Source organism: Rhodovulum sp. DZ06 (assembly GCF_050586345.1).
GTDB lineage: Bacteria > Pseudomonadota > Alphaproteobacteria > Rhodobacterales > Rhodobacteraceae > JBOCEF01.
In genome coordinates this window covers 22,489-48,271 of the sequence record NZ_JBOCEF010000040.1, presented here as the reverse complement: position 1 = coordinate 48,271, position 25,783 = coordinate 22,489, and the positions used below count along the sequence as shown (strand labels likewise).

Below are 25,783 nucleotides of genomic sequence, written 5' to 3'. Positions count from 1 at the left end.
GACATGCTCAAGTCCGCGTCGTATCTACGACAAACCGGACCGCCCGCATGTCCCTTCCATCCATCTTGTCAAACAGCGTTCCGGGCGGGCAAAAGAGCCGCTGACCTGCTTCGTAGCAGGTCCTGCGACCCTGTCCTTTCCGGAGTGTCCGTCAGGGCGTCGCCCCGTCGGTGAAGGCGTATCTAAGGGATTCGCCCGGGGGCGTCAACGCCCCTCGTCGCAAAAACTTCGCTTTTCTCGCCGTGGCCCGATTAACCGGTTCGACACCATCTGCGCGCAGAGTTTCGGGGCCCACGCGGAGACCGCCCATGCCCATGATCTTCAGCCAGGACGTCCGGGGGAGCCCCGCTTCGCTGCAGGACCTGCTGGCGGACACGCCGCTGCTGCGGGCCGCGGTCGGGGCGGACGGCAAGCTGCTCGGGATCAGCGCCGGACTGCGCTCCGCGGCCGGGCTCGGCGCCGCCCCGGTGGAGGGGCTGACGGTCCAGGACCTCCTGACCTGCGACTCGAGCGAGGAGCTGCAGGACCTGCTGATCGAGCATGCCTTCTCGCCCCGCATCTTCACGTTGGACGCGGTCCTGCGCAGCCAGGACGGGATGCCGATGCCGGTCCTCGTCAACGCCTCGCCGCTGGGCGGGCCGGACGGCGCGCCGCAGGGGCGCTTCCTGACCATCATAGAGCTGTCCGACAGCCGCCTGTTCCGCCAGGCCGTGCAGGCGCGGCGGGACGCGCAGCATGCCGACGCGCTGAAGACGCGCCTGCTCGCGCAGGTGAGCCACGAGGTGCGCACGCCCCTCAACATCGTCATGGGTTATATCCAGCTCGCCCGCGCGGGACGGGTCGGAGAGGACGAGGCCCGGCATCTCGACACCGCGCTGGCCGCGATCGCCGCGCTGACCACGCAGCTGGGCGCCGTGCTCGACCGGGCGCAGGCCTCCGCGCAGGCCCCCGCGCTCAACATCGCGCCCTTCGATCCGGCCGCGGCGGTGCAGGGGCTGTGCGCGCGGATGGCCCGGACGGGCGGCCCCGGCGGGGGCCCCGCGCCCGAACCGGTGCGGTGCAACGTCGATCCCGCCCTGCCCCGCAGCCTCGAGGGCGACGTCACGCGGATCGAGGAAGCGCTCGGCGCCCTTGCCGAAGCGGCGCTGGCGGCGCCGGGGGCGGGCCCCGTCTCGCTTCACGCGCGGGCGCTGGGGTGCGAGGGCGCGGCCTGGCGGCTGCGGCTGAGCGTCTGCGCCGGCGGCGCCTTCGATCCCGCCGCCGCGGACCTCGCCGGGTGCTGCGCGATCGCGGCGCGGATGGGCGCCGAGGTGGGCGTGGAGCGGTGCGGCCCGGACGGCGAGGGCTGCGTGCATCTCGAACTGGTGCTGCCCGAGGGCGAACCCCGGGCCGCCGCCGCCCCGCTGGCCGCCGCCTCGGGACCGTCGCGCCGCGTGCTGGTGGCCGAGGACGACCAGCGCAACCGCCGCCTGCTGGGCGAGGCGCTGGCGCGGATGGGGCACGAGGTGCGCTTCGCCGTGGACGGGCGCGAGGCGGTGAAGGCCTGCGCCGCGCATCGCTTCGACGTGGTGCTGATGGACATGCGGATGCCGCACATGCGCGGGGACGAGGCCGCGCGGCGCATCCGCACCGAGGGGCGCAACCGCGAGACGCCGATCATCGCCGTCACCGCCAACCCGGTGGACGACGAGGGCGGGCGGGTCGAGGATGCGGGGTTCGACGACGTGTTGATGAAGCCGCTGGACCTAGGCGCGGTGCGCGCGCTGATCGACGCGCTGCCCGCCCGCTGAACCGCCGACATCCTCGCGCGCGCGGCGCTTGTGCTCGAGATGCGTGACGAAGCTGCGCAGGTCCTGGGGCGAGACCGGCTTGCGCAAGACCATGGCGATGTTGTCGCCCATCTCCAGCAACTCGCCATAGGCGAAGCAGTCGGCGCCGGTGATGACCATGACCTGGGCGTCGGGATTGTTGTAGACGGCGACCCGCGCCAGCGAGAGCGCCCCGCCCCCCGGCATGAACAGGTCGAGCACCAGCAGGTCGAAATCCTGCACGCGCATCTGGTTCACCGCCTGGTTGCCGTCGGTGCAACAGGTGACGTCGTGGCCGTCGGCACGCAGCGCGATCGCCCACAGCTCGGCCAGGTCGGCGTTGTCGTCCGCTACCAGGCACTTCATCCGGCCACTCCCCAGCCCATTCGTCCTCGGACAAAATCCTACGCAGGAATGTTTGCTCACGCGTAAATTAGGAACTTGTTGACGTCGCTGGCCTTCAAAGGTGCGCGCCGAACCCGGGTTTTGCAACCTGAACGTGGGTTCGACGCGATCAATTCGCATGGCGCTGCAGCGCCGCTCCGGGGGCTTGCACTTTTCGCTAGGTAAAGGGGCCGCGCGCCGAAGCGCGCGGCCCCCTTCTCGGACTTCCCGGTCGAATCGCGGGCGGGACGCGCCCGCCGCGATCCGGGTCAGTGCAGGGTGGCCTCGCCGCCCTGCCCGGCCGACGCCGCCGCGCCCGGCGGCGGCACGATGCGGTCGCCCACCACCAGCCCCTCGGGGCCCGCGGTCACGTCCACCTCGGAGCCGTCGCGGACCTGGCCCGACAGCAGCAGCTCGGCCAGCGGATCCTGCAGCGCCTTCTGGATCACGCGCTTGAGCGGCCGGGCGCCGTAGACCGGGTCGTAGCCCTTGTCGGCCAGCCAGGTCCGGGCGTCCTCGGACAGCGCGAGACCGATCTTGCGATCCGCCAGCCGCTGCTCGAGCTGCGCGAGCTGGATGTCCACGATCCCGTCCATGTTCGCGCGGCTCAGCCGGTCGAACAGCACGATCTCGTCGAGCCGGTTCAGGAACTCGGGCCGGAAATGCGCCCGGACCGCCTCCATCACCATGGCGCGCGCGTCATCCGCCTTGCCGTCCGCGGGCAGGTTCGACAGGAACTCCGCCCCGAGGTTGCTGGTCATGATGATCAGCGTGTTGCGGAAATCGACCGTCCGCCCCTGCCCGTCCGTCAGGCGCCCTTCGTCGAGCACCTGCAGCAGGACGTTGAAGACGTCCGGATGCGCTTTCTCCACCTCGTCGAACAGCACGACCTGGTAGGGCCGGCGCCGCACCGCCTCGGTCAGAACCCCGCCCTCGTCATAGCCGACATAGCCCGGGGGGGCGCCGATCAGCCGCGCGACGGCGTGCTTCTCCATGAACTCGGACATGTCGATCCGGGCCATGGCCTGGTCGTCGTCGAACAGGAACTCGGCCAGCGCCTTGGTCAGCTCGGTCTTGCCGACGCCGGTCGGGCCGAGGAACAGGAAGCTGCCCAGCGGCCGGTGCGGATCGTTCAGACCCGCTCGCGCCCGGCGCACGGCGTTGGACACGGCGGTCACCGCCTCGGACTGGCCGATGACGCGGCGCCCGATCGCCTCTTCCATGCGCAGCAGCTTCTCGCGCTCGCCTTCCAGCATCTTGTCCACCGGCACCCCGGTCCAGCGGGAGACGACCGCCGCCACGTGCTCGGGCGTCACGGCCTCTTCGACCATGACGTCCGCCTCGGCCTCGGCCTCCTCCGCCGCCGCGAGGTCCTTCTCGAGCTGCGGGATCACGCCATAGGCGAGCTCGCCCGCCTTGGCCAGGTCGCCCTGGCGCTTGGCGGCGTCGAGATCGGCGCGGGCCCGGTCGAGCTTCTCCTTCAGGTCCCGCGCGGCCCCGAGCTTGTCGCGCTCGGCCTGCCAGCGGGCGGTCAGGACGTCCGATTCCTCCTGCAGCGACGCAAGGTCGGCATTCAGCTTCTCCAGCCGCTCCTTGCTCGCGGCGTCGGTCTCCTTCTTCAGGGCCTCCGCCTCGATCTGCTTCTGCAGGATCTCGCGGTCCAGCGCGTCGAGCTCCTCGGGCTTGCTGTCCACTTCCATGCGCAGACGGCTCGCGGCCTCGTCCATCAGGTCGATGGCCTTGTCGGGCAGGAACCGGTCGGTGATGTAGCGGTTCGAGAGCTGCGCGGCGGCCACCAGCGCGCTGTCCGCGATGCGGACGCCGTGGTGAACCTCGTACTTCTCCTTGATCCCGCGCAGGATGGAGATCGCGTCCTCCACCGTCGGTTCGGTCACCATCACCGGCTGGAACCGGCGGGCGAGGGCGGCGTCCTTCTCCACGTGCTTGCGGTACTCGTCGAGCGTGGTGGCGCCGACGCAGTGCAGCTCCCCGCGCGCCAGCGCAGGTTTGAGAAGGTTGGACGCATCCATCGCGCCGTCCGCCTTGCCGGCGCCGACCAGGGTGTGCATCTCGTCGATGAACAGGATCACGCCGCCCGCGGCCGCGGTGACCTCGGACAGGATCGCCTTCAGGCGCTCCTCGAACTCGCCGCGATATTTCGCGCCGGCGATCAGCGCGCCCATGTCGAGCGCCATCAGGGACTTGTCCTTCAGGCTCTCGGGCACGTCGCCGTTGACGATGCGGATGGCGAGGCCCTCCGCGATCGCGGTCTTGCCCACGCCCGGCTCGCCGATCAGCACCGGGTTGTTCTTGGTGCGGCGGGACAGGACCTGGACGGTGCGGCGGATCTCCTCGTCGCGGCCGATCACCGGGTCGATCTTGCCCTCGCGGGCCGCCTCGGTCAGGTCGCGCGCGTATTTCTTCAGCGCGTCATAGCCTTCCTCGGCGGAGGCGCTGTCGGCGGTGCGGCCCTGGCGCAGGTCGTTGATCGCCTGGTTGAGGCCCTGCGCGGTGACGCCGCCCGCGGCCAGCGCCTTGCCCGCCGCGGTCTTGGAGAGCGCGAGCGCCAGCAGCAGCCGTTCCACGGTGACGTAGGAATCGCCGGCCTTCCTGGCGATGCCCTCCACCTCGGCGAAGACGCGGGCCAGGGACTGGTCGACATGGATGTCGCCGCCCTGCACCTTCGGGTTCTTCGACAGCGCGAGGTCGTTGTCCTGGCGCACGCGCGCCGCATCGCCGCCCGCGCGGGCGATCAGCCCGGCGGCCATGCCCTGCTCGTCGTCCAGGAGGGCCTTCAGAAGGTGTTCGGGGGTGATGCGCTGGTGGTCTTCACGCATCGCGATGGTCTGCGCCGCCTGCACGAAGCCGCGGGCGCGATCGGTGAATTTCTCGAAATTCATCCGTCTCTCCTGTGATCAGCGCCGGTCTGGGGGACGCCCGCATCCGCGGCGCGTTCCGGGGTCCGGCCCGGGGGCGCGAGGGGCCCGACACGCGGCGCCTCTCGCTGGTACAGGAGTGATATGGGCGCCGCTTCGCCCCCGCTCAAGAGGGCGTGAAGCCCTTTTCAGCGCTGCATTTCCAGCAGGTACATGACGACGTCCTCGACCTCCTGCGCCGTCAGGATGGTCTTGCCGATCAGCTCGGGCTTGGTGCGCGCGCCGCTGCGCTCGACATAAAAGCCGGGCATGATCGTCTCGTCCCCGAACATCCGCTTGGGGTCGACCAGGATGGCGCGCAGCTCGGACTTGGTGAAGCGCTCGCCCACCCAGTTCAGGTCCGGGCCGATATTCCCGAGGAAGCCCACCGCCTCGACGTCGAAATTGTGGTGGCAGGCGACGCAGTTGCCGCGCTTCTCGTCGATGAACACCTCGAGGCCGCGGAACGCCTTGCCGCGCCGGTTCAGCAGCGGCTTGCGGATGTCGTAATCGTCGTTCCACTTCACGTCTTCCGGGGCGACGACCTTGAGGGGCTTCTCCGCCTTCGCGGCGAGGGCGGGGCCGCCCGCGGCAAGGCCGACCGCGAGGGCCGCGGCGCCGAGGAGCGCGCTGATCGCTTGGCTTCGCATTGCTGTCGTTCCTTCTACACGTTACGCACGCTGCGCGAGGGGGAGGCAGCCTTGCGCCCGGGACCGGCCGGATAAGCGACGCCGCCGGCGGACGGACGCATGCCCCCCTGAACTGAGCGGCACGTAACACGCTCGCCCCCCGCGTGAATTGAGTTGGATCAATTCGCGAACGCGCAGATGAACGCCCCAGGCAGCCGCGCAGCAGCCGCACGCCAACGGAGACCGCCATGACCGACGCCCCCGCCCCCGCCGCCGCCCCCTCCGCGGGCTCCGACCGCCTGATCGTCGCCCTCGACTTGCCCGACGCGGTGTCGGGGCTCGAGATGGTCGACCGGATCGGCGACGCCGCCAGCTTCTACAAGATCGGCCTCGGGATGCTGACCGGCGGCGGGCTGGCGCTGGCGATGGAGCTGAAAGACAAGGGGAAACGCGTCTTCCTCGACATGAAGCTGTTCGACATCGGCAACACGGTCGAATCCGCCGTGCGCGGGCTGGCGCAGTTCGAGCTCGACTTCCTGACCGTGCATGGCGACCCGCACGTGGTGCGCGCCGCGGTGGCGGGCCGGGGCGACAAGCCGACCAGGATCCTCGCCGTCACCATCCTCACCTCGCTCGACCGCGGCGACCTCGATGCGGCGCTGATCAAGCAGGGCGAGATTCGCGACATCGTGCTGGAACGCGCGCGCGCCGCGCTGCTGGCCGGGGCCGACGGGCTGATCGCCTCGCCGCAGGAGGCGGCGATGATTCGCGCCCTGCCCGAGGCGGCCGGCAAGCTGATCGTCACCCCCGGCGTGCGCCCCGCGGGCGCCGCGCTCGGCGACCAGAAGCGCGTCGCCACCCCGGCGCAGGCCATCGCCGACGGCGCCGACCACATCGTGGTGGGCCGCCCGATCTACAAGGCCGCGGATCCGCACGCCGCCGCCGCCGCGATCCAGGCCGAACTCTCCGGCATTTGAGCATGTGAAAGGCGCGCGCGGCGGCGGCGGCCCTTCCCGCCGCCGCCGCCGCGGCTATACTCCGCCCATGATCGATCCCACCGGCATTCACATCAGGCGGCCCATCGGCGCGAGCGGCGCCGTGGTCTTCAGCTCGCCCCATTCGGGCCGGATCTATCCGCAGAGCATGATCGACCGCGCCCGCCTGTCGCCGCTGGCCCTGCGCAAGTCCGAGGACGCCTTCGTCGAGGAGCTGTTCGCGGCCGCGCCCCGCTATGGCGCGCCGCTGATCCATGCCGACGCGCCGCGGGCTTACGTCGATCTCAACCGCGCGCCCGAGGAGCTGGACCCCGCGCTGATCGAGGGGGTGAGCGCGCCGGGCCTGAACCCGCGCCTCGCCGCCGGGCTCGGGGTGATCCCGCGCGTGGTGGCGGAGGGCGTCGCGATCTATGACGGCAAGCTGACGCGCGAGGAAGCCGCCGCCCGCCTGCAGGCGGTCTGGCGGCCCTATCACGACGCGCTGGCGGGCCTGCTCGAGGCCGCACGGGCAAGGCACGGCTTCGCGGTGCTGGTCGACTGCCACTCGATGCCCTCGGATGCCGTGCGCGGCGCCGGGCGGCGCGGCGGCCACGGGGCCAAGCGGCCCGACGTGGTGCTGGGGGACCGGTTCGGCGTCTCCTGCGCGCCCTGGCTGACGGAACGGGCCGAGCGCGCCTTCGCCGCCGCGGGCCTCTCGACCGCGCGCAACGCGCCCTTCGCGGGCGGCTACATCACCCAGCGCTACGGGCGCCCGTCGCGCGGGGTCCACGCGATCCAGATCGAGCTTGACCGGGGGCTCTATCTCGACGAGGCGCGGCTGGAGAAATCCACGGGCTTCGAGGGGCTGCGCCGGGCGCTGGAGCCGGTGATCGCGGCGCTTTCGGCCGCCGATTCCGGGGCGCTGGCCGCCGAGTGAGCGGTCGGGCGCCGGGCCGCGCCGCCGAAATTTCGTGATTCCGACCCAAAACCAAAAAAAAGGGCCGCGTCGAAACGCGGCCCAAGTCTAGGGAGGAAACGCCCAGAAGGGCGGTGACGTCAGACGTCACAAGAAAAAGATACGGGTGCAGCGCAGCATGCGCAAGCTGCAAGAAGTGACGTTAACGTCAATATCCGCACAAGCCACTGATATGGCTCAAAAAAATTTCTGTCATACCTTTGGGCCATGCCGCTGCGTTGCAGCGTGAAATGGCACTTGCCCAAACCGTGGGCGCCATTCCGGCGATTTCATGGCGAAACGGACATGCCCGAAGCGGGGCGCCCTTACGTCATTTGAGGGCCCGCCCCTTGAGAATCGCGTCCCCGCCATAGAGCGCGCGAATCCGGTCCGAGGCCGCCTCCACCGCCCGCCGCCGCCCGGCGTCCGGGTCCAGCAGGTCGCCCACGCCGCCGCCCTGCCCCTCGGGCGCGAGGCCCGAGATCCCGACGCCGATCAGCCGGAACGGCCCGCGCGCCAGCTCCGCCCGCAGCATCGGCCCCGCGGCGCGCCAGATCTCGTCCGCCAGCTGCGCCGGGGCCGCGCCGGTGGCGCTGCGGGTCAGAAGCCGGAAATCCGCCTGCCGGAGCTTGAGCGTCACCGTCCGCCCGCACAGCCCCTTGGCCTTGGCGCGGTCGGACACCTTCTCGGCCAGCCGCCAGAGATGCCCTTCCAGCAGCTCCGCGCCGCCGATGTCCTCCTCGAAGGTGGTCTCGGCCGAGATGCTCTTGGGCTTCGAATCGCGCTTCACCGGCCGGTCGTCCTCGCCCCGCGCCAGCTGCGACAGGCGCAGGCCCATGGCGCCGAACAGCGCCACCAGCCGCTGCGGCTCGGCCTGACGCAGGTCCGAGAGGCGCCGGTAGCCCTCGCGCTCCAGCTTGCGCCGCCCCGCCGCCCCCACGCCCCAGATCGCCGAGACCGGCATCGGCGCCAGCAGGTCCATCGTCTCGGCCTTGCCGATCACCGAGAAGCCGCGCGGCTTGTCCATGTCGGAGGCCATCTTGGCGAGGAACTTGTTGTGCGACAGGCCCACCGAGATGGTCACCCCCAGCGCCGCCTCCACCTGTTTCGCCAGTCGCGCGAGCTGCTCGGCGGGCGGCCCGGACAGGCGCTCGGTCCCGCGCAGGTCGAGGAACGCCTCGTCGAGGCTGAGCGGTTCGACCAGCGGCGTGCGCGCATCCATCATCGCGCGGATCTGGCGCGAGACCTCGACGTAACGGTCCATCCGCGGCTTCACCACCACCGCCTGGGGGCACAGGCGCAGCGCCTGGCCCATCGGCATGGCGCTGCGCACGCCGTTGATTCGGGCGATGTAGCAGCAGGTCGACACCACGCCCCTCTTGCCGCCGCCGACGATCACCGGCTTGTCGCGGATCTCGGGCGAATCGCGCTTCTCGACCGACGCGTAGAAGGCGTCGCAATCCATGTGCGCGACGCCGAGATCGAACAGCTCCGCATGGCGCAGGATGCGCGGGGAGCCGCAGGACGCGCAGCGCAGCGCCCCGGGGTCGGGGCGGGCGAAGCAGTCGCGGCACAGGGTCTGGAGCGGGGCGGCGGCGGTCATGGCGGGGCGCAGGATACGGCGCGGCGCGCCGGGGCGGGAGGGGGATTCGCGAAGGCGGGCGCGGTCTGCTGACATCGCCGCGGGGGGCGCTTCGCCCGGCCTCGGGGGGCCGCAGGGGCCCCCGCTCGACCGACCGAGCCGCGCCGGGCAGGCCGCGCGCCCGCCCCAGGCGCCGGGACAGGCGCGGCGGCAAGCGGAAGCGCGACGCGGCGGGGAGCAGGGCGGGCCGGATGCGGGGGCGGAGCGAAGCTGCGGTCCCGCGATGGGCCGGTCTGCGCCCCGCCGCAAAAAGAAACGGCCCGGGTTCCTCTCGGAACCCGGGCCGCGCATCATTCAGGGGCGCGAGGGTCAGGCGACCTTCGGCGCCGCCTCCTTCACGTCGTCGCCGACATAGGGATCGTACTGGGCGAAGTTCTCCGAGAACATCTCGACCAGCTTCCTGGCCTGCACGTCATACGCCTCGCCGTCTTCCCAGGTCTGGCGCGGATCGAGCAGAACGTCCGCGACGCCCGGCACCGACACCGGCACGTCGAAGCCGAAGTTCGGATCCTTGCGGAACTCGGCCTCGTTCAGCGAGCCGTCCAGGGCCGCGGTCAGCAGCGCGCGGGTCGCCTTGATCGGCATCCGCGAGCCCTTGCCATAGGCGCCGCCGGTCCAGCCGGTGTTCACCAGCCAGCAGACCGCGCCATGCTCGGCGATCTTGTCGCGCAGCAGCGCGCCGTAGACTTCCGGGCGACGCGGCATGAACGGGGCGCCGAAGCAGGTCGAGAAGGTCGGCGACGGCTCGGTCACGCCCTTCTCGGTGCCGGCGACCTTCGAGGTGAAGCCCGACAGGAAGTGGTACATCGCCTGCGCCGGGGTCAGCCGCGCGATCGGCGGCAGGACGCCGAACGCGTCGCAGGTCAGCATCACCACGTTCTTCGGCGCGCCGCCGAGGCCGGTGTCCGAAGCGTTGGAGATCGCCTCGAGCGGGTAGGCGCAGCGCATGTTCGGGGTCAGGCTGTCGTCTTCGAAGTCGAGCTCCAGGGTGTCCTTGTCGTACACCATGTTCTCGATCACCGTCGCGAAACGCTGGGTGGTCGAGAAGATCTCCGGCTCGGCCTCGGGGCTCAGCGAAATGGTCTTCGCGTAGCAGCCGCCCTCGAAGTTGAACACGCCCTGGTCGGTCCAGCCATGCTCGTCATCGCCGATCAGCGTGCGCGACGGGTCGGCCGACAGCGTGGTCTTGCCGGTGCCCGACAGGCCGAAGAACACGGCCGAATCGTCCGGGTTCCCGATCGCGTGGTTGGCCGAGCAGTGCATCGCCATCACGCCCTTGCCGGGCAGGATGTAGTTCAGCACCGAGAACACGGATTTCTTGTTCTCGCCCGCATAGGACGTGCCGCCGATCAGGATCAGCTTGCGCTCGAAGCTGATGGCGATGACGGTCTCGGACCGGCAGCCATGCTTCGCCGGGTCGGCGCTGAAGCTCGGGCAGTTGATGATGTTGAACTCGGGCACGAAGCTCTCGAGCTCGGCGCGCTCCGGACGGCGCAGCAGGTGGCGGATGAACAGGCCGTGCCAGGCCAGCTCGGTCGTCACGCGCACGTTCAGGCGGTGATGCTCATCCGCGCCGCCGAACAGATCCTGCACGAAATACTCCTTGCCCTTCATGTGGGCGAGCATGTCGAGCCGCAGCTGTTCGAAGGCCTCGGGGGCCATCGGCTTGTTGTTTTCCCACCAGATCGTGTCTTCGACCGAGTCTTCGCGGACGACGAACTTGTCGAGCGGGGAGCGGCCGGTGTGCTTGCCGGTCGAGACCAGGAGCGTGCCGCCCTGGCCGATCTCGCCTTCGCCGCGCGCGACCGCCTGGGTCATGAGCGCGGGCTCGATCAGGTTGTAATGAACCGCCTTCAGATCGGACGCGCCGATGGTGGACAGGCTGTGAGCAGGATTGAAGGTCCCGTGCTCCATGGGTTGATCTCCTCGCAATGTCATCTCTGCCGCGGCGCAGGACCGGAAGTCGACCGGCGGAGGGCCCGCGCTCGTGGGCCATCGGCAGTGAATGCCCCCCCCGCCCCAACACGGGGAGGATCGCGCGCCGCTGAACCGGCGCTGGCGGGGGCTATATCATGTCGGCAATTTTATTACAGGCCCATTCTGCACGCCCCCGAACGTCACAATGGCGCATCCTCGCCGCATCCCTGCCGTTTTCGAAGCGTCATTTCTGCGCCATATGAGATGATGGGCGCGCGCCCTCCCGGCGCCGCAAGCCGGGGGACGACCCCCGCGCGCCATGAACCGGAGGCCCCGCCATGACCCAGATCGCGCTGATCGACGATGACCGCAACATTCTTACCTCGGTCTCGATCGCCCTCGAATCCGAAGGGTTCGACGTGCGCACCTATACCGACGGGGCCGCGGCGCTCGCCGCCCTCACCTCGACGCCGCCGGACCTCGCCGTGCTCGACATCAAGATGCCGCGCATGGACGGGATGGAGATGCTGCGCCGCCTGCGCCAGACCTCGGACCTGCCGGTGATCTTCCTCACCTCGAAGGACGAGGAGATCGACGAGGTGCTGGGCCTGCGCATGGGCGCCGACGATTACGTGCGCAAGCCCTTCTCCCAGCGCCTTCTCATCGAACGGATCCGCGCGGTGCTGCGCCGGCGCGAGGCGGCGGGCGAGGAGACGGCGGCCTCCGAGGCCGACAAGGCCATCGTGCGCGGCAAGCTGTCCCTCGACCCGTTGCGCCATTCCTGCACCTGGGGCGGCGAGGGGGTGACCCTGACGGTGACCGAGTTCCTGATCCTCCAGGCCCTCGCCCAGCGCCCCGGCTTCGTCAAATCCCGCGACCAGCTGATGGACGCGGCCTATGACGACCAGGTCTATGTCGACGACCGCACCATCGACAGCCACATCAAGCGCATCCGCAAGAAGTTCCGCGCCGTCGACAACGACTTCGCGTCGATCGAGACGCTCTACGGCGTCGGCTACCGCTTCCGCGAGGTCTGATCCCGACCATGGCCGCCTTCGACAGCGCCTCCGATCCCGCCGATGACGGCGCCGCGCATGCCCCCGGCGCCGCGCCGGCGCGCGCGGCGCCGAAGGCGGGCGCCAACCGCAAGACCCCGCCGCCCCACCGCGTCGGCGCCGGGTCGGCGGCGGCCGAGGGCGCGCGCTGGATCGGCCAGGCCGCGCGGCGCACGTCCCTGACCCGCCGCATCGTCGGGCTCAACCTCATCGGCCTCGGCCTGCTGGTCACCGGCGTCCTCATCCTCAACGATTTCCGCGGCAAGCTGATCGAGATGCGCACCGAGGCGCTGGAGACCCAGGGCCGCATCATCGCCATCGCCATCGGCGAATCCGCCTCGGATTTCGACGCGCCCACGCGGCTCGACCCCGATCGCGCCATGGCCGTCCTCCAGCGCCTGACCGAACCCGTCCACGTGCGCGCCCAGATCTTCGACCGCGGGGGGCGGCTGATGCGCGACACCGCGCTCGCCCCCGGCGGGGGGCTCGAGACCATCGACCCCCTGCCCCCCGCCGAAGTGGTGCAGACCGAACCGGCCGAGGCCGCCCTGCAATGGTTCGAGGACCAGCTGCGCGCCGTGCGCGCCTCGCTCCTCTCCGACGGGCCGGACCTCGAGACCATCGGCGGCGCGGCCGAGGCGCAGGAGGTCTACGCGGCCCTCGGCGGCGCCACCGCGCGCGGCGAGCGGGTGAACGAGCGGGGCGAGCTGATCGTCTCCGTCTCCATCCCCATCACCCGGCTGCGGGCGGTGCTCGGCGTGCTGGTCCTGTCGACCCAGGGCGGCGACATCGACGCCATCGTGCAGTCCGAGCGGATGTCGATCCTGCAGGTGTTCCTCGTGGCCCTCGCCACCTCCATCGTGCTCTCGGTGCTGCTGGCCAACGCCATCGCCCGGCCGCTGCGCAAGCTGGCCGAGGCGGCCGAGGATTCCGAGCGCGGCGGCGGGCGGCGGCGCGGGCGGTCCGAGGTCAAGCGCGTCGAGATCCCCGATTTCACCCGGCGGCGGGACGAGATCGGCGACCTCTCGGCCGCGCTTCAGCGCATGACCCGCGCCCTCTACACCCGGATCGAGGCGACCGAGGCCTTCGCCGCCGACGTGGCGCACGAGATCAAGAACCCCCTCACCTCGCTGCGCTCGGCGGTCGAGACCATGCGCCTGGCGCGCACCGACGATGCGCGCGAGCGGCTGACCCAGGTGATCGAGCACGACGTCGCCCGGCTCGACCGGCTCGTGACCGACATCTCCAACGCCTCGCGCCTCGACGCCGAGCTGGTGCGCGAGGCGCGCGAGCCGTTCGACCTGCGCGCGCTGCTCGACCAGCTGGTGGAATACAATGCCGACCGGGCGCGGGAGAGGGGCGCGCGGCTCACGGCGCAGCTGCCCGCCGGGCCGATCGAGATCGTCGGCCTCGAGGGCCAGATCGCGCAGGTCTTCGTGAACCTGATCGAGAACGCCATCTCCTTCTCGCCCGAGGGCGGGCGGATCCTGGTCCGGCTCGAGCGCCCCGAGGGCGGCGTGGTCGCCGCGATGGTGGAGGATGACGGGCCGGGCATCCCGGACGACAATCTCGGCTCGATCTTCGAGCGGTTCTATTCCGAGCGCCCGGACGAGGAGAGCTTCGGCGACCATTCGGGCCTCGGGCTGTCGATCTCGCGCCAGATCGTGGACGCGCATGGCGGGCATATCCGGGCCGAGAACCGCGGCCCGGCGGGGGACCCGCGCCGCGGCGCCCGCTTCGTGGTGGAGCTTCCGGGGTGAGCGGGGCCGAGGCCCCGATCCTCGCCGCCGGGGACGGCCCCGTCATCCTCCATGCCTCCTGCGTCGCCCTGCCCGGGCCCTCGGGCGCGCCGCTGGCGGCGCTGATCCTCGGGCCCTCGGGCGCCGGCAAATCCACCCTGGCGCTGGACATCCTGTCGCGCGGCGGGATCCTCGTCTCCGACGACCGCACGCGGGTCCGCCGCGACGGCGGCCGCCTGCTCGCCGCTTGCCCCTCCCCCGCCCATCGCGGGCTGATCGAGGCGCGCGGCGTCGGCCTGCTGCGGGTCCCCGCGCTGGAGGAGGCCGAGGCGGTCCTGGTCGTGGACCTTTCGGCCGCCGAGGGGGACAGACTGCCGCCCCCCCGCCGCGCGCTGTTGCTCGGGCGGGCGCTGCCGCGCATTCTCGGGGCCGCGGGGGATCGCGCGGGGACCGCCCCGTTCGGGCCGCCCGCGCTGGCTGCGGCGGTCGCGCTTCTGCTGCGCGGCGGCGGCGCGCCGGAACCCGTCTGACGCACCCGTCTGACGCGCCCGTCCGAGGCGCCCCGACCGCGGACCCAGGACCGAGGACCGAAACCCCGATGACCGACACGCCCGACGCTCAAGCGGCCGAAGACGGCGACGCCCCGACCCGCATCGTGCTGGTCACGGGCCTGTCGGGCGCGGGCAATTCCACCGCCATCCGGGTGCTCGAAGACCTCGGACACGAGGCGATCGACAACCTGCCCCTCTCCTTCATCGCCCGGCTCGCCTCGGGCGAAGCGGCGCCCGAACCCGGCGCCCCGCCGCGCCCGCTGGCGCTCGGCGTCGACGTGCGCACCCGCGGCTTCACCCCCGACGCCTTCCGCGCCCGCCTGCGCGCGATGCGCGCCGACCCGGGGCTGGACGTGCGCATGGTGTTCCTCGACTGCGCGCCCGACACGCTGGTCGACCGGTTCAAGACCACCCGCCGCCGCCATCCCCTCGGCGCCGAGGGCGGGATCGAGGGCGGCATCACGCTCGAGCGCGAGCTGCTGGCGCCTTTGCGCGAGCGCGCGGACATCGTCATCGACACCACCGCGCTCAGCCCGCATGACCTCAAGGCCCGCCTCGCCGCTTTCATCGCCGAGGAGGGCGGCCCGCAGGCGGAACTGGCGATCTCGGTCCAGTCCTTCAGCTTCAAGCGCGGCGCCCCGCGCGAGGCCGATTCGGTGTTCGACTGCCGCTTCCTGCGCAACCCGCACTGGCAGGCGGAGCTGCGCCCGATGGACGGGCGCGACGCCCCGGTGCGCGAACACGTCGAAGGCGACCCGCTCTACGCCCCGTTCCTTGACCGGGTCGCTGAATTGACGATGATGCTCCTCCCGGCCTACCGACGTGAGGGGAAGGCCTATTTCTGCATCGCGCTCGGATGCTCGGGCGGCCGGCACCGCTCGGTCGCCGCGGCCGAGGAGCTTGCCGCGCGGCTGCGCACCGAAGGCTGGCGGGCCGCGCTGCGCCACCGGGAGCTGGACGCCGGGAGCGGCTGAGCGCCCGGCGCGAGGGCCGGGGCGCCAGGGCCGGGGAAATGTATCGGGGGGCGCGGGCGCGGCAGGGGCGCGGGCGCCGCCCATGAATGATGAAACGCAGGCGAGCGGCGTGGGCCACACGGCCCCCGCCCGGGAAGGAGCCGCAACGCATGATCGGTCTGGTGATCGTGGCCCACGGGGGCCTCGCGACCGAATTGCTCGCAGCCATGGAGCATGTCGTCGGCCCCCAGCCGGGCGCCCGCGCCATTCCCGTGACGCCGGACGCGAACCTGCCCGAGCTGCAGAAGGTGATCCTGTCGGCGGTGGAGGAGGTCGATGACGGCTCCGGCGTCATCCTGATCACCGACATGTTCGGCGGCACCCCCTCCAACCTCGCCATGTCCGCGATGACCCGGCCCGACGTGGACGTGATCTACGGCGCCAACCTGCCGCTGCTGGTCAAGCTCGCGAAATCCCGGCGCCTGCCGATGGCCGAGGCCGCCGGCGCCGCCGTCGCGGCGGGCGTCAAATACGTGGACAGCGCCGGCGGCATCCTCGCCGCCCGCCGCGCCCGCGCCTGACCCGCGCGGCCCGAAGACCCAGGAACCTGACCCACCGCATGTCCGAGAAAACCGTCGCCGCCGCAGGGCCCCGCACCCTCTCCATCATCAATGACAAGGGCCTGCACGCGCGCGCCTCGGCCAAGTTCGTAGCCACGGTCGAGGGGCATGACGCAAGCGCGACGGTGACCCGGGACGGGATGGACGTGGCCGGCGATTCGATCATGGGGCTGCTGATGCTCGCCGCCGCCAAGGGCTCGACCATCGAGGTGGAGACGGAAGGCCCCGAGGCGGAGGCGCTGCTCGACGCGCTCGACGCGCTGGTCGCGGGACGCTTCGGCGAGGAAAGCTGAAGGCAGCCCCCCTGCCCGCCCGAAACGCAAGACGCCCCGCCGGTCCTCCCGGCGGGGCGTCTTCGTCCGGGCCGCCCGCCGCCGCCGCGCCCCTCCCGGCGCGGCGGCGGCGCGGCGCGTCAGCCGTCGCCGCGGGTCAGCTTGTCGAGCTGCGCCTGCATCTCGGCCAGCTGCGATTTCAGCGCGTCGAACTCGCCCTCCGTGCGCGGCGCCTCGGGGGCCGGCTCGGCCGGGCGGGCGCTCGTCTCGCGCGGGCCGCTGCCCGGAACCCCGGGCATGCCCGGCATGCCGGAGAAGGGCGAGAACATGCGCATCGCGTTCTCGAACAGCTCCATGTTCGCCCGCGCCGCGCTTTCGAAATTGGCCAGCGCCGGGTTGGCGCCGAACGCCGCCGACACCTGCTCGCGCAGGCGCTCCTGGTTGCTGGAGAACGCTTCCATCGACGCCTCGAGATAGCCCGGCACATAGCCCTGCAGCGTGTCGCCATAGAGGCGGATCAGCTGGCGCAGGAACGAGATCGGGAGCAGGTTCTGCCCCTTGGCCTCTTCCTCGAAGATGATCTGGGTGAGCACGGAGCGGGTGATGTCCTCGCCCGACTTGGCGTCGTAGACCACGAAATCATCGCCGTCGCGCACCATCTGCGCCAGGTGGTCGAGCGTCACGTAGCTGCTCTTCGCCGTGTTGTAGAGGCGGCGATTGGCGTATTTCTTGATGGTGATCGGCGCGTCGCCCTTGCCCTTCACCGAGTCCTTGGCCATGCACATGTCCTCCCTGCGCGGATCGTGGAACCGATCTTTCCACAAAACCCTATCGGCTTGACGCGCCGCGGGAAACCCTGATTTTCGCAAGCGCGAAGCCCCCGCGGGGCCTTGCACGCCCCGCGTGTCGCGCACTGCAAGGGAGCCTTATCGTTGCGCCGCGGAACTCGCGCCTGCAGCATGGAAGCTCCGCCCCGCGCGCCCGATTGCGCGGCATCGCGCGGGCGCCACACGCCCGCGCGATGCGCAGCCGCGGCGCCGGCGCCCCTTGCACAGGCGCCGCGCCCGGGGGCCTTGTGCAACCAACCCGCGCCCGCCCGGCGGGCGCGGCCCGGATGCCGGCGACGCCCCTGGCGCGGCGCCCGCCATCCGCGCCCCCCGCGCGGCCCGCCCGGCCCCGGGCAAGGTCGGAGGAGCCGGGCCGGAGGAGAGATGAAGGACCGCCTGCCCCCCGTCCCGCACGGCCCCGGCGCCGGCCCCGAGAGCGGGCCGGGCGGCGGATCGCCGCCGCGCGCGGGCGGGCGGGGACTGGCCCATGCCTATCTCGACCTGTGGGACCGCAACCTCTCGGACCTCGCCCGCCAGGGCCCCGCCGCGCTCGGGCCGCGCGCCGCCGCAGCCGCCCGCGCCGCCGCCGAGGCCCGCCGCCGCGCGGCCGAGGGCGAGGCCCCCGCCGCCGATCCCGTCCGCCCGAGCGACCCGATGGAAGGCACGGTCGAGGCCGCGCGCCTCGCCATGGACAGGATCCTGCAGAATGTCGGCGAGGCGGTCGACGCCGCGACCCGCGCCGCGGACGGCGCCCCGCCCGGCGACGACGCCGCGCCCGGCGCCCCCGCCCCGCCGCGCGATCCCGGCAAGCGGCCCGAGCCGCGCGCCTTCTCGGACCTGCCCGCCAGCAATCCCGGCGCCGCGCCCCACCGGGTCGGCGCGCCGACGCCGCTGTTCTTCCACTTCGCCTCCGCCGCCGCCTCCGTGTCCCAAGGCACGGCGCTGGCGGCGCTGGCGGACGACCCGCGCTTTCCCTGGACCGAATCGCTGGCCGAACGCGGCGCCGCGCTCGGCGCCGCGCTGCGCGACCAGGAAGGCCCCGCGGTCGGCCTGACCGTCGCCGCCGCCGCCCGCGCGCAGCTTTCGGAGATGGTCGCGGGGGTCGAGGCCTGGCAGCGCCACCCCTGGCGGCGGACCCTGCCCGAGCCGCCCGTCCTGTGGCGGCGCGGCGCGACCCGGCTGCTCGATTACGGCGCGACGACGCCGGGCGGCCCGGCGGGCCCGCCGGTGCTGGTGGTCCCGTCGCTGGTCAACCGGCCTTACGTGCTCGACCTGCACCCGGACCGCTCCCTGCTGCGCTGGCTCGCGGCCCAGGGGCTGCGGCCGCTGCTGCTCGACTGGGGCGACCCGGGATACGAGGAACGCGACTTCGACCTCTCGGACTACGTGCGCCTGCGCCTCGCCCCCGCGGTCGAGGCGAGCCGGATGCTGTCCCCGGACGGCGCCGCACCCGCTGCGCTGGGATACTGCATGGGCGGCGCGCTGCTCGCCGCCCTCGCCGTCGGCGGGCGGGACCGGGTCTCGCGCCTCGCCGTCATCGGCTCCCCGTGGAATTTCGAGAAGCTCCAGGGCGCCGCGCGGGCGCTGCTGACCCTTCTGCGGATGGAGGACCGGACCGTCATCCGCGCGCGGCTCGAGGCGGTCGGCTCCGCCTTCGGGGCGATCCCGGTCGAGGCGCTGCAGCTTCTCTTCGCCGCGCTCGACCCCACGCTGGCCTTCCGCAAGTTCCGCGCCTTCGGCCGCCTGCCGCAGGACGGCGCGCGGGCCGAGCTGTTCGCCGCCACCGAGGACTGGCTGAACGACGGCGTCGCGCTGGCGCAGCCCGCGGCGCGGGAGCTCCTGTTCTCCTGGTTCGTCGACAACGCGCTGGAGCGCGGCGCCTGGGCGCCCGAGGGCGTGCCCGCCCGGCCCCGCGCCATCGGCGCGCCGATGCTGGCCTTCTGCTCCTCCTCGGACCGGATCGCGCCGCCGGGCTGCGCCGAGGCGCTGCCCGCCGCCGTCCCCGGCGCGCGCATCCTGCGCCCGGCCACCGGCCATGTCGGCATGATCACCGGGTCCAGCGCCCGCCGCACGGTGTGGGAGCCGCTGGCCGCCTTCCTGCGCGGCTGACCCCCGCCGCAGGCCCATGCGGAAGGCCGCCCGCCCGGGTCCGACATCCCGGCGGCCGGACCCGCCGCCGCGCCGCCAGGCCGCTCACGCCCGCGTGAGATGCGACAAATCATGTCGAACCCTCCGCCTTTCAGGCAATTTTATTACCCAAGCCTTGACGCGACGCGGCAAACTGGTTTTTTCAGTCGCGTGCGACGCCCGTGCGGCGCATCCTGCGGTCCCCCGCGGGACATTCGGTCGCGCGCGGGATTGCACAACTGACAGCGGGCGCTACGGCGCCCATGCTGCGCCGCAACAAACCCCCGGAGGCCTCCCCGCACCTCCGGATGACCGGAAAGGTTGAAAACCGATGACCAACGTCGTGATCGCCAGCGCGGCCCGCACCGCCGTGGGCTCCTTCAACGGCTCCTTCGCCAAGACCCCGGCGCACGAGCTGGGCGCCGCCGCCATCAAGGCCGCGCTCGCGCGCGCCGGCGTGGACGCCGCCGACGTGTCCGAGACCATCCTCGGCCAGGTCCTCACCGCCGCGCAGGGCCAGAACCCCGCCCGCCAGGCCCATATCGCCGCCGGCCTGCCCGAAGAGGCCGCCGCCTGGGGCATCAACCAGGTCTGCGGCTCGGGCCTGCGCGCCGTGGCGCTCGCCGCCCAGCACGTGCAGCTCGGCGACGCCGGGATCGTGGTCGCCGGCGGGCAGGAGAGCATGTCCCTCTCCGCCCATGCCGCCCACCTGCGCGCCGGCCAGAAGATGGGCGATCTGAAAATGATCGACACCATGATCAAGGACGGCCTCTGGGACGCCTTCAACGGCTACCACATGGGCCAGACGGCCGAGAACGTGGCCCAGCAGTGGCAGATCAGCCGCGACGAGCAGGACGCCTTCGCCGTCGCCTCGCAGAACAAGGCCGAGGCGGCGCAGAAGGCCGGCAAGTTCGCGGACGAGATCACCCCCTTCACCATCTCGGGCCGCAAGGGCGACACCATCGTCGACCAGGACGAGTACATCCGCCACGGCGCCACGATCGATGCGATGGCCAAGCTGCGCCCCGCCTTCACCAAGGACGGCTCGGTCACCGCGGCCAACGCGTCCGGCATCAATGACGGCGCCGCCGTCGCCCTGGTGATGTCGGCGGACGAAGCCGAGAAGCGCGGCATCACCCCGATGGCCCGCATCGTCTCCTACGCCACCGCGGGCCTGTCGCCGAAGATCATGGGCGTCGGCCCGATCTACGCGTCGCGCAAGGCGCTGGAGAAGGCCGGGTGGAAGCCCTCGGATCTCGACCTGGTGGAAGCCAACGAGGCCTTCGCCGCCCAGGCCTGCGCGGTGAACAAGGACATGGGCTGGGACCCGGAGATCGTGAACGTGAACGGCGGCGCCATCGCCATCGGCCACCCGATCGGCGCCTCGGGCTGCCGCGTGCTCAACACCCTGCTGTTCGAGATGCAGCGCCGCGGCGCCAAGAAGGGCCTCGCCACCCTGTGCATCGGCGGCGGCATGGGCGTCGCCATGTGCGTCGAGCGCCCGTGATCCGGGCCGCGGCCTGACGCCTTGCCCCGGGGCCCGGCGCCCCGGCGACCATTTTCCCCCGCGGCGGCCCGGCCGCCGCGGGGGGACGCGAAGAACGGACCGCCGCAAACGAGTCCGCCGCACCCCAAGGAGGAATGACGATGATCGCCCGCACCACGCTGCTTCTCGGCCTCGCCGCCGTCGCCCTCGCCGCCTGCGGCCCCGAGGCGAAGCCCGAGGCCCCGGCCCTGTCGCTGTCCTTCGCCGACCCGGCCTGGAACGCCGAGCCGATCCGCCCCGGCGCGCATTGCCCCAAGCAGGGCGGCGACGGCATGTCCCCGGCGATCGAGGTGGCGGGCATCCCCGCAGGAACCTCGGACATCATCGTGGAGTTCAACGACGAGGGGTACCAGCCGCTGTCCTATGGCGGCGGCCACGGCATCATCGGCTATGCGCATGACGGCGCGCCGACCGCGACCCTCGCCTCGGTCCCGCCCTCGAAGACCGATCTCGGCGTGCCCGGCGCGCGGCTGGTGAAGACCCACCGGGCGGGGAACTTCGCCCCCGCGGGCTACCTGCCGCCCTGCTCGCCGGCCAGCAAGTACAACCTCTACTCCGCGGACGTGAAGGCGCTGGCGCCCGACGGCACGCTCCTCGCCTTCGGCGAGATCGAGCTCGGCCGCTACTGATCGCCGGACGCCAGCAGGAGATCCGCCGCATGCCGCTCCCGGCCCTGTGCATCCGCCTGTCCTTCACCTATGGCGTGGCCGCCGTCCTGGTCGGCCTCGGCATGGCGATGAGCGGGAATCACGCGATCTCGGTCGCCCATGCCCACCTGGTGCTGATCGGGTGGCTGGGGCTGCTCGGGACCGGGCTGCTGCTGCGCGCCTACCCGGCGCTGGCCGCCGGGCCGGGGCGCTGGATCGTGCACCTGATGGCCGCCGGCGCCCCCGTCCAGTTCATCGGCATCGCCCTCGACCATTCGGGCGTCCACGCCGCCGAACCCCTCGCCGTGATCGGCTCGTTCATGGTCGCCGCCGCCATCGCCTGGCAGGCGCTGCGCGTCTGGACCACCGATCTCGGCGATTGAAGACCCGCCCACCCTGCAAACACCAACAAACCCATCCAGACCGGAGGAAAAAATCATGGCTCGTGTCGCCCTCGTCACCGGCGGTTCCCGCGGAATCGGCGAAGCTATCTCCAAGGCCCTGAAGGCCGAAGGCTACGAAGTGGCCGCCACCTATGCCGGCAATGACGAGAAGGCCGCCGCCTTCACCGCCGCCACCGGCATCAAGACCTACAAGTGGAACGTCGCGGATTACGAGGCCTCCAAGGCCGGCATCGCGCAGGTCGAGGCCGATCTCGGCCCGATCGACACCGTGGTCGCCAATGCGGGCATCACCCGCGACGCCATGTTCCACCGCATGACCCCCGAGCAGTGGAACGAGGTCATCGGCACCAACCTCACCGGCGTGTTCAACACCGTGCACCCGGTCTGGGCCGGGATGCGCGAGCGCAAGTTCGGCCGCGTGATCGTCATCTCCTCGGTCAACGGCCAGAAGGGCCAGGCCGGCCAGGTGAACTACGCCGCGACCAAGGCCGGCGATCTCGGCATCGTCAAGTCGCTGGCCCAGGAAGGCGCGCGCTTCGGCATCACCGCCAACGCGGTCTGCCCGGGCTATATCGGCACCGAGATGGTGATGGCGATCGACGAGTCGGTCCGCGAGAAGATCATCAAGGGGATCCCCGCCGGCCGCCTGGGCGAGCCGTCGGAGATCGCGCGCTGCGTGGCCTTCCTGGCCGCCGAGGATTCGGGCTTCATCAACGGCTCGACCATCTCGGCCAACGGCGCCCAGTTCTTCGTCTGACCGGAAGATCGGGCGGGGGCCGCGCCCCCGCCCGCCCCCCCGAAAATCGTGAGGCCGCCCCTGCAGGGGGGCGGCCTTCGTCTTGTGGGGATGGCGCCTTGGAACCGGCGAGGGACGCCCCGGTCCTGCCGCGCCTTGGGTCTGGATACGCACTTCGCCCGGATCTGCGGCCGATGTCACAACGCTACGCCTGGCCGCCACGTCGACCCGGAAGGGTGTTTTACGCGACTGGGGGCGTTCTACCTGCGCACGAAGCGGCGGACCCTGACTCAGGTCAAATGGAGTGCCTCTTTCTTCAGGAATCCGTCAGGTTGGTTTTCAGCTGCATGAAAACGGCCCCGGGACGGCCCTGGAAGCGCCCCCCGAAACGCAAGAAGCGCAGCCCACCGGCCGCGCCCCTGCACGTCGTCCCCGTCCTGCTTTCCCGTCCTGCGCCCCCGTCCCGTCGGGGCCGCGCCTCAGGCGTTCATCCCCGCGGCGCGCGCGGCCGAGGTGGTGAATTCCGGCCGTTTCGGGAACACCACCGCCCGCAGCGCGCCCAGCGCCCAGGCCCGGATCATCCGCGACCGCTCCGCCTGCCCGCGGGCCAGGTGCATCCGCACCGCCTCGGGCGACAGGTCGAGATCATTCAGTTCAACTTGATTCATAATGCATACCTTTCCATGCTCAGCGCGGGAGCCCGACACCTCCCGCCGACGAAATCCCTTTCGTGTCTACAAGATGGGCCCTGCCCCGCCGGACATCAAACGAGTCTTATCCGAGGTTCAATTAAAATGGCCTTGCCCTCGGGCCACGACGCCCACGCCCGCCGCGACGCCGACCGGCGCGAACCGCCCGCCCGCGGCGCGGACCGGATGCCGCCCCTGACCGCCCTGCGCGCCTTCGAGGCCGCGGCCCGGCACATGTCCTTCGCCCGCGCGGCCGAGGAGCTGTCGGTCACCCCCGCCGCGCTCAGCTACCAGATCAAGCGGCTCGAGGCTCACCTGGGCGTGGCGCTGTTCCACCGCCTCAACCGCGCGGTGGCGCTGACCGAGGCGGGCGCCGCCCTGCGCCCCGGCGTGGCCGACGGCTTCGCCGCCTTCCTCTCGGCCCAGGCCGCGGTGCGGCGGCTGGCCGAGGACGGCGCGCTCAACGTCACCGCGGGCCCGGCGGTGACCGGCAAGTGGCTCGCGCCCCGCATGATGCGCTTCGCCCAGGCCCACCCGGAGATCGAGCTGCGCTTCGTCGCCTCGCTGCGGGTGCTGGACCTCGAGCGCGACGGGGTCGACGCCGCGATCCGCTACGGCCCGCAGCCGCCCGAGGAGCTGTTCTCGGTCGATCTCGGGGGCGAGCGCCTCGTGCCCCTGTGCACGCCGCAGGTGGCGCAGGCGCTGCGCAGGCCCGGGGACCTGCTCGGGGCCACGCTGCTGCACGATGACAGCATGGGCCTGCTCGGCCCCGCCTACAGCTGGCCCGACTGGATGGAGCGCGCGGGCCTGCCCCGCGCGGCGGGGGACCGCGGCCCGCGCTTTTCCAACGCCGACCATGCCATCGGCGCCGCCGCCTCGGGCGCCGGGGTGGTGCTGGCCCGCGCCTTCCTGGCCGAGCCCGACGTGGCCGCGGGGCGGCTGGTCGCACCCTTCCCGATCTCGCTGCCCGGCAACGGGCGCTATTACTTCGTCTGCCTGCCCGGGGCCCAGGTCCGCCCCCGCCACGCCGCCTTCCTGCGCTGGCTGCAGGCCGAGGCGGCCGAGACCCGGGCGGCGGTGGCGCGCTGGCTGTCGCTCGCGCCCGAGGGCGAAGAGGAGGGCTGAGCCCCCGCCGCCTTCCCGCCGCAGATGCTGCGAAAAGAGCATATTTCGGACCCGCGCCCGCCCCTTTCCAAGGCCAGTTCTATCCACCAGCGGGATGCGCGACGCGCTCCCCGGCCCGGCGCGGCGCCGACCCAGCCCCCTCTGACGCGTTCCGCGTCGGGCCCTTCCCCTCCCCCATCTCCCCCTTGCGCCCGGGCGCGGCGCCTGCAATGCCGGTCGGCAGATGCCGCCGTTCTTGCCGGAGCCCCCCGCCGCATGACCGATTCCCCCTCCGCCGCCGCCGCTTCCACCGCCGCCGCAGCCGCCTCCGCCCGGGCCACCGCGCTCGGCTTCATCGCCGTGCTGCTCTGGGCCGTGCTGGCGCTGCTCACCGTGCTGTCGGGCGCGGTCCCGCCCTTCCAGCTCACCGCCATCTGCCTCGGGGTCGGGGCGCTGGTGGGGCTCGGCTGGGGCGCGGCCACGGGCGGGTCGCTGCGCGCCGCCGCGGCGCAGCCCTGGCCGGTCTGGCTGCTGGGGATCGGGGGGATCTTCGGCTACCACTTCTTCTACTTCACCGCCCTTCGGAACGCGCCGGCGGCCGAGGCGGGGCTGATCGCCTACATGTGGCCGCTGCTGATCGTGCTGTTCTCGTCCCTGCTGCCGGGCGAGCGGCTGCGGGCGGGGCACGTGATCGGCGCGGTCGTCGCGCTGTCGGGGGCGGCGCTGATCCTGACCCGCGGCGCCTCGCTCTCCTTCGCGCCCGAGCACGCCTTCGGCTTCGCCGCCGCGGGGGTCTGCTCGCTCACCTGGTCGGGCTACTCGGTGCTGTCGCGCCGGGTCGGGCAGGCGCCGACCGAGACGGTGACCCTGTTCTGCGCCGCGGGCGCGGCGCTCTCGGCCCTGTGCCACCTGGGGCTGGAGGAGACCGCCTGGCCGCGGGACGCGGGCGAATGGGCGGCCACGATCGGCCTCGGGGCCGGGCCGCTCGGCCTCGCCTTCTATGTCTGGGACGTGGGCGTGAAGCGCGGCGACATCCAGCTGCTGGGCGTCGCCTCCTATGCCGCGCCGCTGCTCTCGACCCTCGCGCTGGCGGCGGCGGGGCTGACGGCGCTGACGGGCCGGCTGGCGCTGGCGGCGCTGCTGATCGCCGCCGGGGCGGGGCTGGCGGCGCGCGCCTCGCGGCGCAAGGCGCGGGCGGCGTCCCCCGCCGACGCGGGCGCGACCGGGCGGCCCTGACCCCGCCCCCCCGCAAACGAAGAGGGCCCCACTGGGGGTGGGGCCCTCTCGCA

Annotated in this window: 23 protein-coding genes; 16 read left to right on the top strand and 7 right to left on the bottom strand. The window is 72.2% G+C overall.

Annotated features, from left to right (window positions below):
* Positions 1–308: 308 nt before the first annotated feature.
* Complete coding sequence (locus ACQ5SO_RS16140) at positions 309–1,790, top strand: response regulator (RefSeq protein WP_430942653.1); 1,482 nt, start codon at positions 309–311, stop codon at positions 1,788–1,790.
* Here ACQ5SO_RS16140 and ACQ5SO_RS16135 read toward each other — a convergent pair.
* The 3 genes from ACQ5SO_RS16135 to soxX all read right to left on the bottom strand — a co-directional run bounded on the left by ACQ5SO_RS16135 (position 1,746) and on the right by soxX (position 5,757).
* Positions 1,746–2,174 carry a response regulator gene (locus tag ACQ5SO_RS16135; protein WP_430942652.1) on the bottom strand — a complete coding sequence of 143 codons (429 nt, stop codon included), beginning with the start codon at positions 2,172–2,174 and terminating at the stop codon, positions 1,746–1,748. The genes ACQ5SO_RS16140 and ACQ5SO_RS16135 overlap by 45 nt on opposite strands.
* Before the next feature lie 287 nt (positions 2,175–2,461).
* Positions 2,462–5,092 carry an ATP-dependent chaperone ClpB gene (gene clpB, locus ACQ5SO_RS16130; protein WP_430942651.1) on the bottom strand — a complete coding sequence of 877 codons (2,631 nt, stop codon included), beginning with the start codon at positions 5,090–5,092 and terminating at the stop codon, positions 2,462–2,464.
* Between the two features lie 164 nt (positions 5,093–5,256).
* Positions 5,257–5,757 (bottom strand): sulfur oxidation c-type cytochrome SoxX, encoded by a 501-nt coding sequence (gene soxX / locus ACQ5SO_RS16125; RefSeq protein WP_430942650.1) that lies wholly within the window; start codon positions 5,755–5,757, stop codon positions 5,257–5,259.
* A gap of 227 nt (positions 5,758–5,984) precedes the next feature.
* Here soxX and pyrF point away from each other — a divergent pair, with 227 nt between their 5' ends.
* Positions 5,985–6,713, top strand: coding sequence for an orotidine-5'-phosphate decarboxylase (gene pyrF / locus ACQ5SO_RS16120; protein WP_430942649.1), 729 nt, complete (start codon positions 5,985–5,987; stop codon positions 6,711–6,713).
* Positions 6,714–6,783: 70 nt separating this feature from the next.
* Positions 6,784–7,647, top strand: coding sequence for an N-formylglutamate amidohydrolase (locus tag ACQ5SO_RS16115; RefSeq protein ID WP_430942656.1), 864 nt, complete (start codon positions 6,784–6,786; stop codon positions 7,645–7,647).
* A 349-nt stretch (positions 7,648–7,996) separates the two neighbouring features.
* On the opposite strand, the gene ACQ5SO_RS16110 is transcribed toward ACQ5SO_RS16115, so the two are convergent.
* Positions 7,997–9,268: a DNA polymerase IV gene (locus ACQ5SO_RS16110; protein WP_430942648.1), complete on the bottom strand. Its 1,272-nt coding sequence runs from the start codon at positions 9,266–9,268 to the stop codon at positions 7,997–7,999.
* A 348-nt stretch (positions 9,269–9,616) separates the two neighbouring features.
* On the bottom strand, positions 9,617–11,221 hold the full coding sequence (locus tag ACQ5SO_RS16105; protein WP_430942647.1) for a phosphoenolpyruvate carboxykinase: 1,605 nt from the start codon (positions 11,219–11,221) through the stop codon (positions 9,617–9,619).
* A 341-nt stretch (positions 11,222–11,562) separates the two neighbouring features.
* On the opposite strand from ACQ5SO_RS16105, the gene ACQ5SO_RS16100 reads away from it, so the two are divergent.
* From ACQ5SO_RS16100 to ACQ5SO_RS16075, 6 genes are all read left to right on the top strand, one after another.
* Positions 11,563–12,261, top strand: a complete 699-nt coding sequence (locus ACQ5SO_RS16100) for a response regulator transcription factor (RefSeq protein ID WP_430942646.1) — start codon at positions 11,563–11,565, stop codon at positions 12,259–12,261.
* 8 nt (positions 12,262–12,269) lie between these two features.
* Positions 12,270–14,039, top strand: coding sequence for a stimulus-sensing domain-containing protein (locus tag ACQ5SO_RS16095; RefSeq protein WP_430942645.1), 1,770 nt, complete (start codon positions 12,270–12,272; stop codon positions 14,037–14,039).
* Positions 14,036–14,548: an HPr kinase/phosphorylase gene (locus tag ACQ5SO_RS16090; RefSeq protein ID WP_430942644.1), complete on the top strand. Its 513-nt coding sequence runs from the start codon at positions 14,036–14,038 to the stop codon at positions 14,546–14,548. Before ACQ5SO_RS16095 ends, ACQ5SO_RS16090 begins: the two co-directional genes overlap by 4 nt.
* A 68-nt stretch (positions 14,549–14,616) precedes the next feature.
* Complete coding sequence (gene rapZ, locus ACQ5SO_RS16085; RefSeq protein WP_430942643.1) at positions 14,617–15,543, top strand: RNase adapter RapZ; 927 nt, start codon at positions 14,617–14,619, stop codon at positions 15,541–15,543.
* A 149-nt stretch (positions 15,544–15,692) separates the two neighbouring features.
* Positions 15,693–16,103: a PTS sugar transporter subunit IIA gene (locus ACQ5SO_RS16080; RefSeq protein ID WP_430942642.1), complete on the top strand. Its 411-nt coding sequence runs from the start codon at positions 15,693–15,695 to the stop codon at positions 16,101–16,103.
* 38 nt (positions 16,104–16,141) lie between these two features.
* Entirely contained in the window at positions 16,142–16,435 is a 294-nt protein-coding gene (locus ACQ5SO_RS16075; protein ID WP_430942641.1) for an HPr family phosphocarrier protein, read from the top strand.
* A gap of 119 nt (positions 16,436–16,554) precedes the next feature.
* Here the strand turns inward: ACQ5SO_RS16075 and phaR are convergent, their stop codons facing one another.
* Positions 16,555–17,193 carry a polyhydroxyalkanoate synthesis repressor PhaR gene (phaR, locus tag ACQ5SO_RS16070; protein ID WP_430942640.1) on the bottom strand — a complete coding sequence of 213 codons (639 nt, stop codon included), beginning with the start codon at positions 17,191–17,193 and terminating at the stop codon, positions 16,555–16,557.
* Between the two features lie 432 nt (positions 17,194–17,625).
* On the opposite strand from phaR, the gene ACQ5SO_RS16065 reads away from it, so the two are divergent.
* From ACQ5SO_RS16065 to phbB, 5 genes are all read left to right on the top strand, one after another.
* Positions 17,626–19,350: an alpha/beta fold hydrolase gene (locus tag ACQ5SO_RS16065; protein WP_430942639.1), complete on the top strand. Its 1,725-nt coding sequence runs from the start codon at positions 17,626–17,628 to the stop codon at positions 19,348–19,350.
* A 349-nt stretch (positions 19,351–19,699) separates the two neighbouring features.
* Positions 19,700–20,875: an acetyl-CoA C-acetyltransferase gene (locus tag ACQ5SO_RS16060; protein ID WP_430942638.1), complete on the top strand. Its 1,176-nt coding sequence runs from the start codon at positions 19,700–19,702 to the stop codon at positions 20,873–20,875.
* Between the two features lie 134 nt (positions 20,876–21,009).
* A complete protein-coding gene (locus ACQ5SO_RS16055) occupies positions 21,010–21,543 on the top strand; it encodes a hypothetical protein (RefSeq protein WP_430942637.1) in 534 nt (177 codons plus the stop codon).
* 29 nt (positions 21,544–21,572) lie between these two features.
* A complete protein-coding gene (locus ACQ5SO_RS16050; RefSeq protein WP_430942636.1) occupies positions 21,573–21,944 on the top strand; it encodes a hypothetical protein in 372 nt (123 codons plus the stop codon).
* A 55-nt stretch (positions 21,945–21,999) separates the two neighbouring features.
* Entirely contained in the window at positions 22,000–22,722 is a 723-nt protein-coding gene (gene phbB, locus ACQ5SO_RS16045) for an acetoacetyl-CoA reductase (protein ID WP_430942635.1), read from the top strand.
* Between the two features lie 458 nt (positions 22,723–23,180).
* Here the strand turns inward: phbB and ACQ5SO_RS16040 are convergent, their stop codons facing one another.
* The gene (locus ACQ5SO_RS16040; RefSeq protein WP_430942634.1) at positions 23,181–23,369 is read right to left on the bottom strand and encodes a hypothetical protein; all 189 of its coding nucleotides are present in this window, start codon (positions 23,367–23,369) and stop codon (positions 23,181–23,183) included.
* A 126-nt stretch (positions 23,370–23,495) separates the two neighbouring features.
* On the opposite strand from ACQ5SO_RS16040, the gene gcvA reads away from it, so the two are divergent.
* Both gcvA and yddG read left to right on the top strand, forming a co-directional pair.
* On the top strand, positions 23,496–24,515 hold the full coding sequence (gene gcvA / locus ACQ5SO_RS16035) for a transcriptional regulator GcvA (RefSeq protein ID WP_430942633.1): 1,020 nt from the start codon (positions 23,496–23,498) through the stop codon (positions 24,513–24,515).
* A gap of 255 nt (positions 24,516–24,770) precedes the next feature.
* Positions 24,771–25,730 (top strand): aromatic amino acid exporter YddG, encoded by a 960-nt coding sequence (gene yddG / locus ACQ5SO_RS16030; RefSeq protein ID WP_430942632.1) that lies wholly within the window; start codon positions 24,771–24,773, stop codon positions 25,728–25,730.
* Positions 25,731–25,783: the final 53 nt, after the last annotated feature.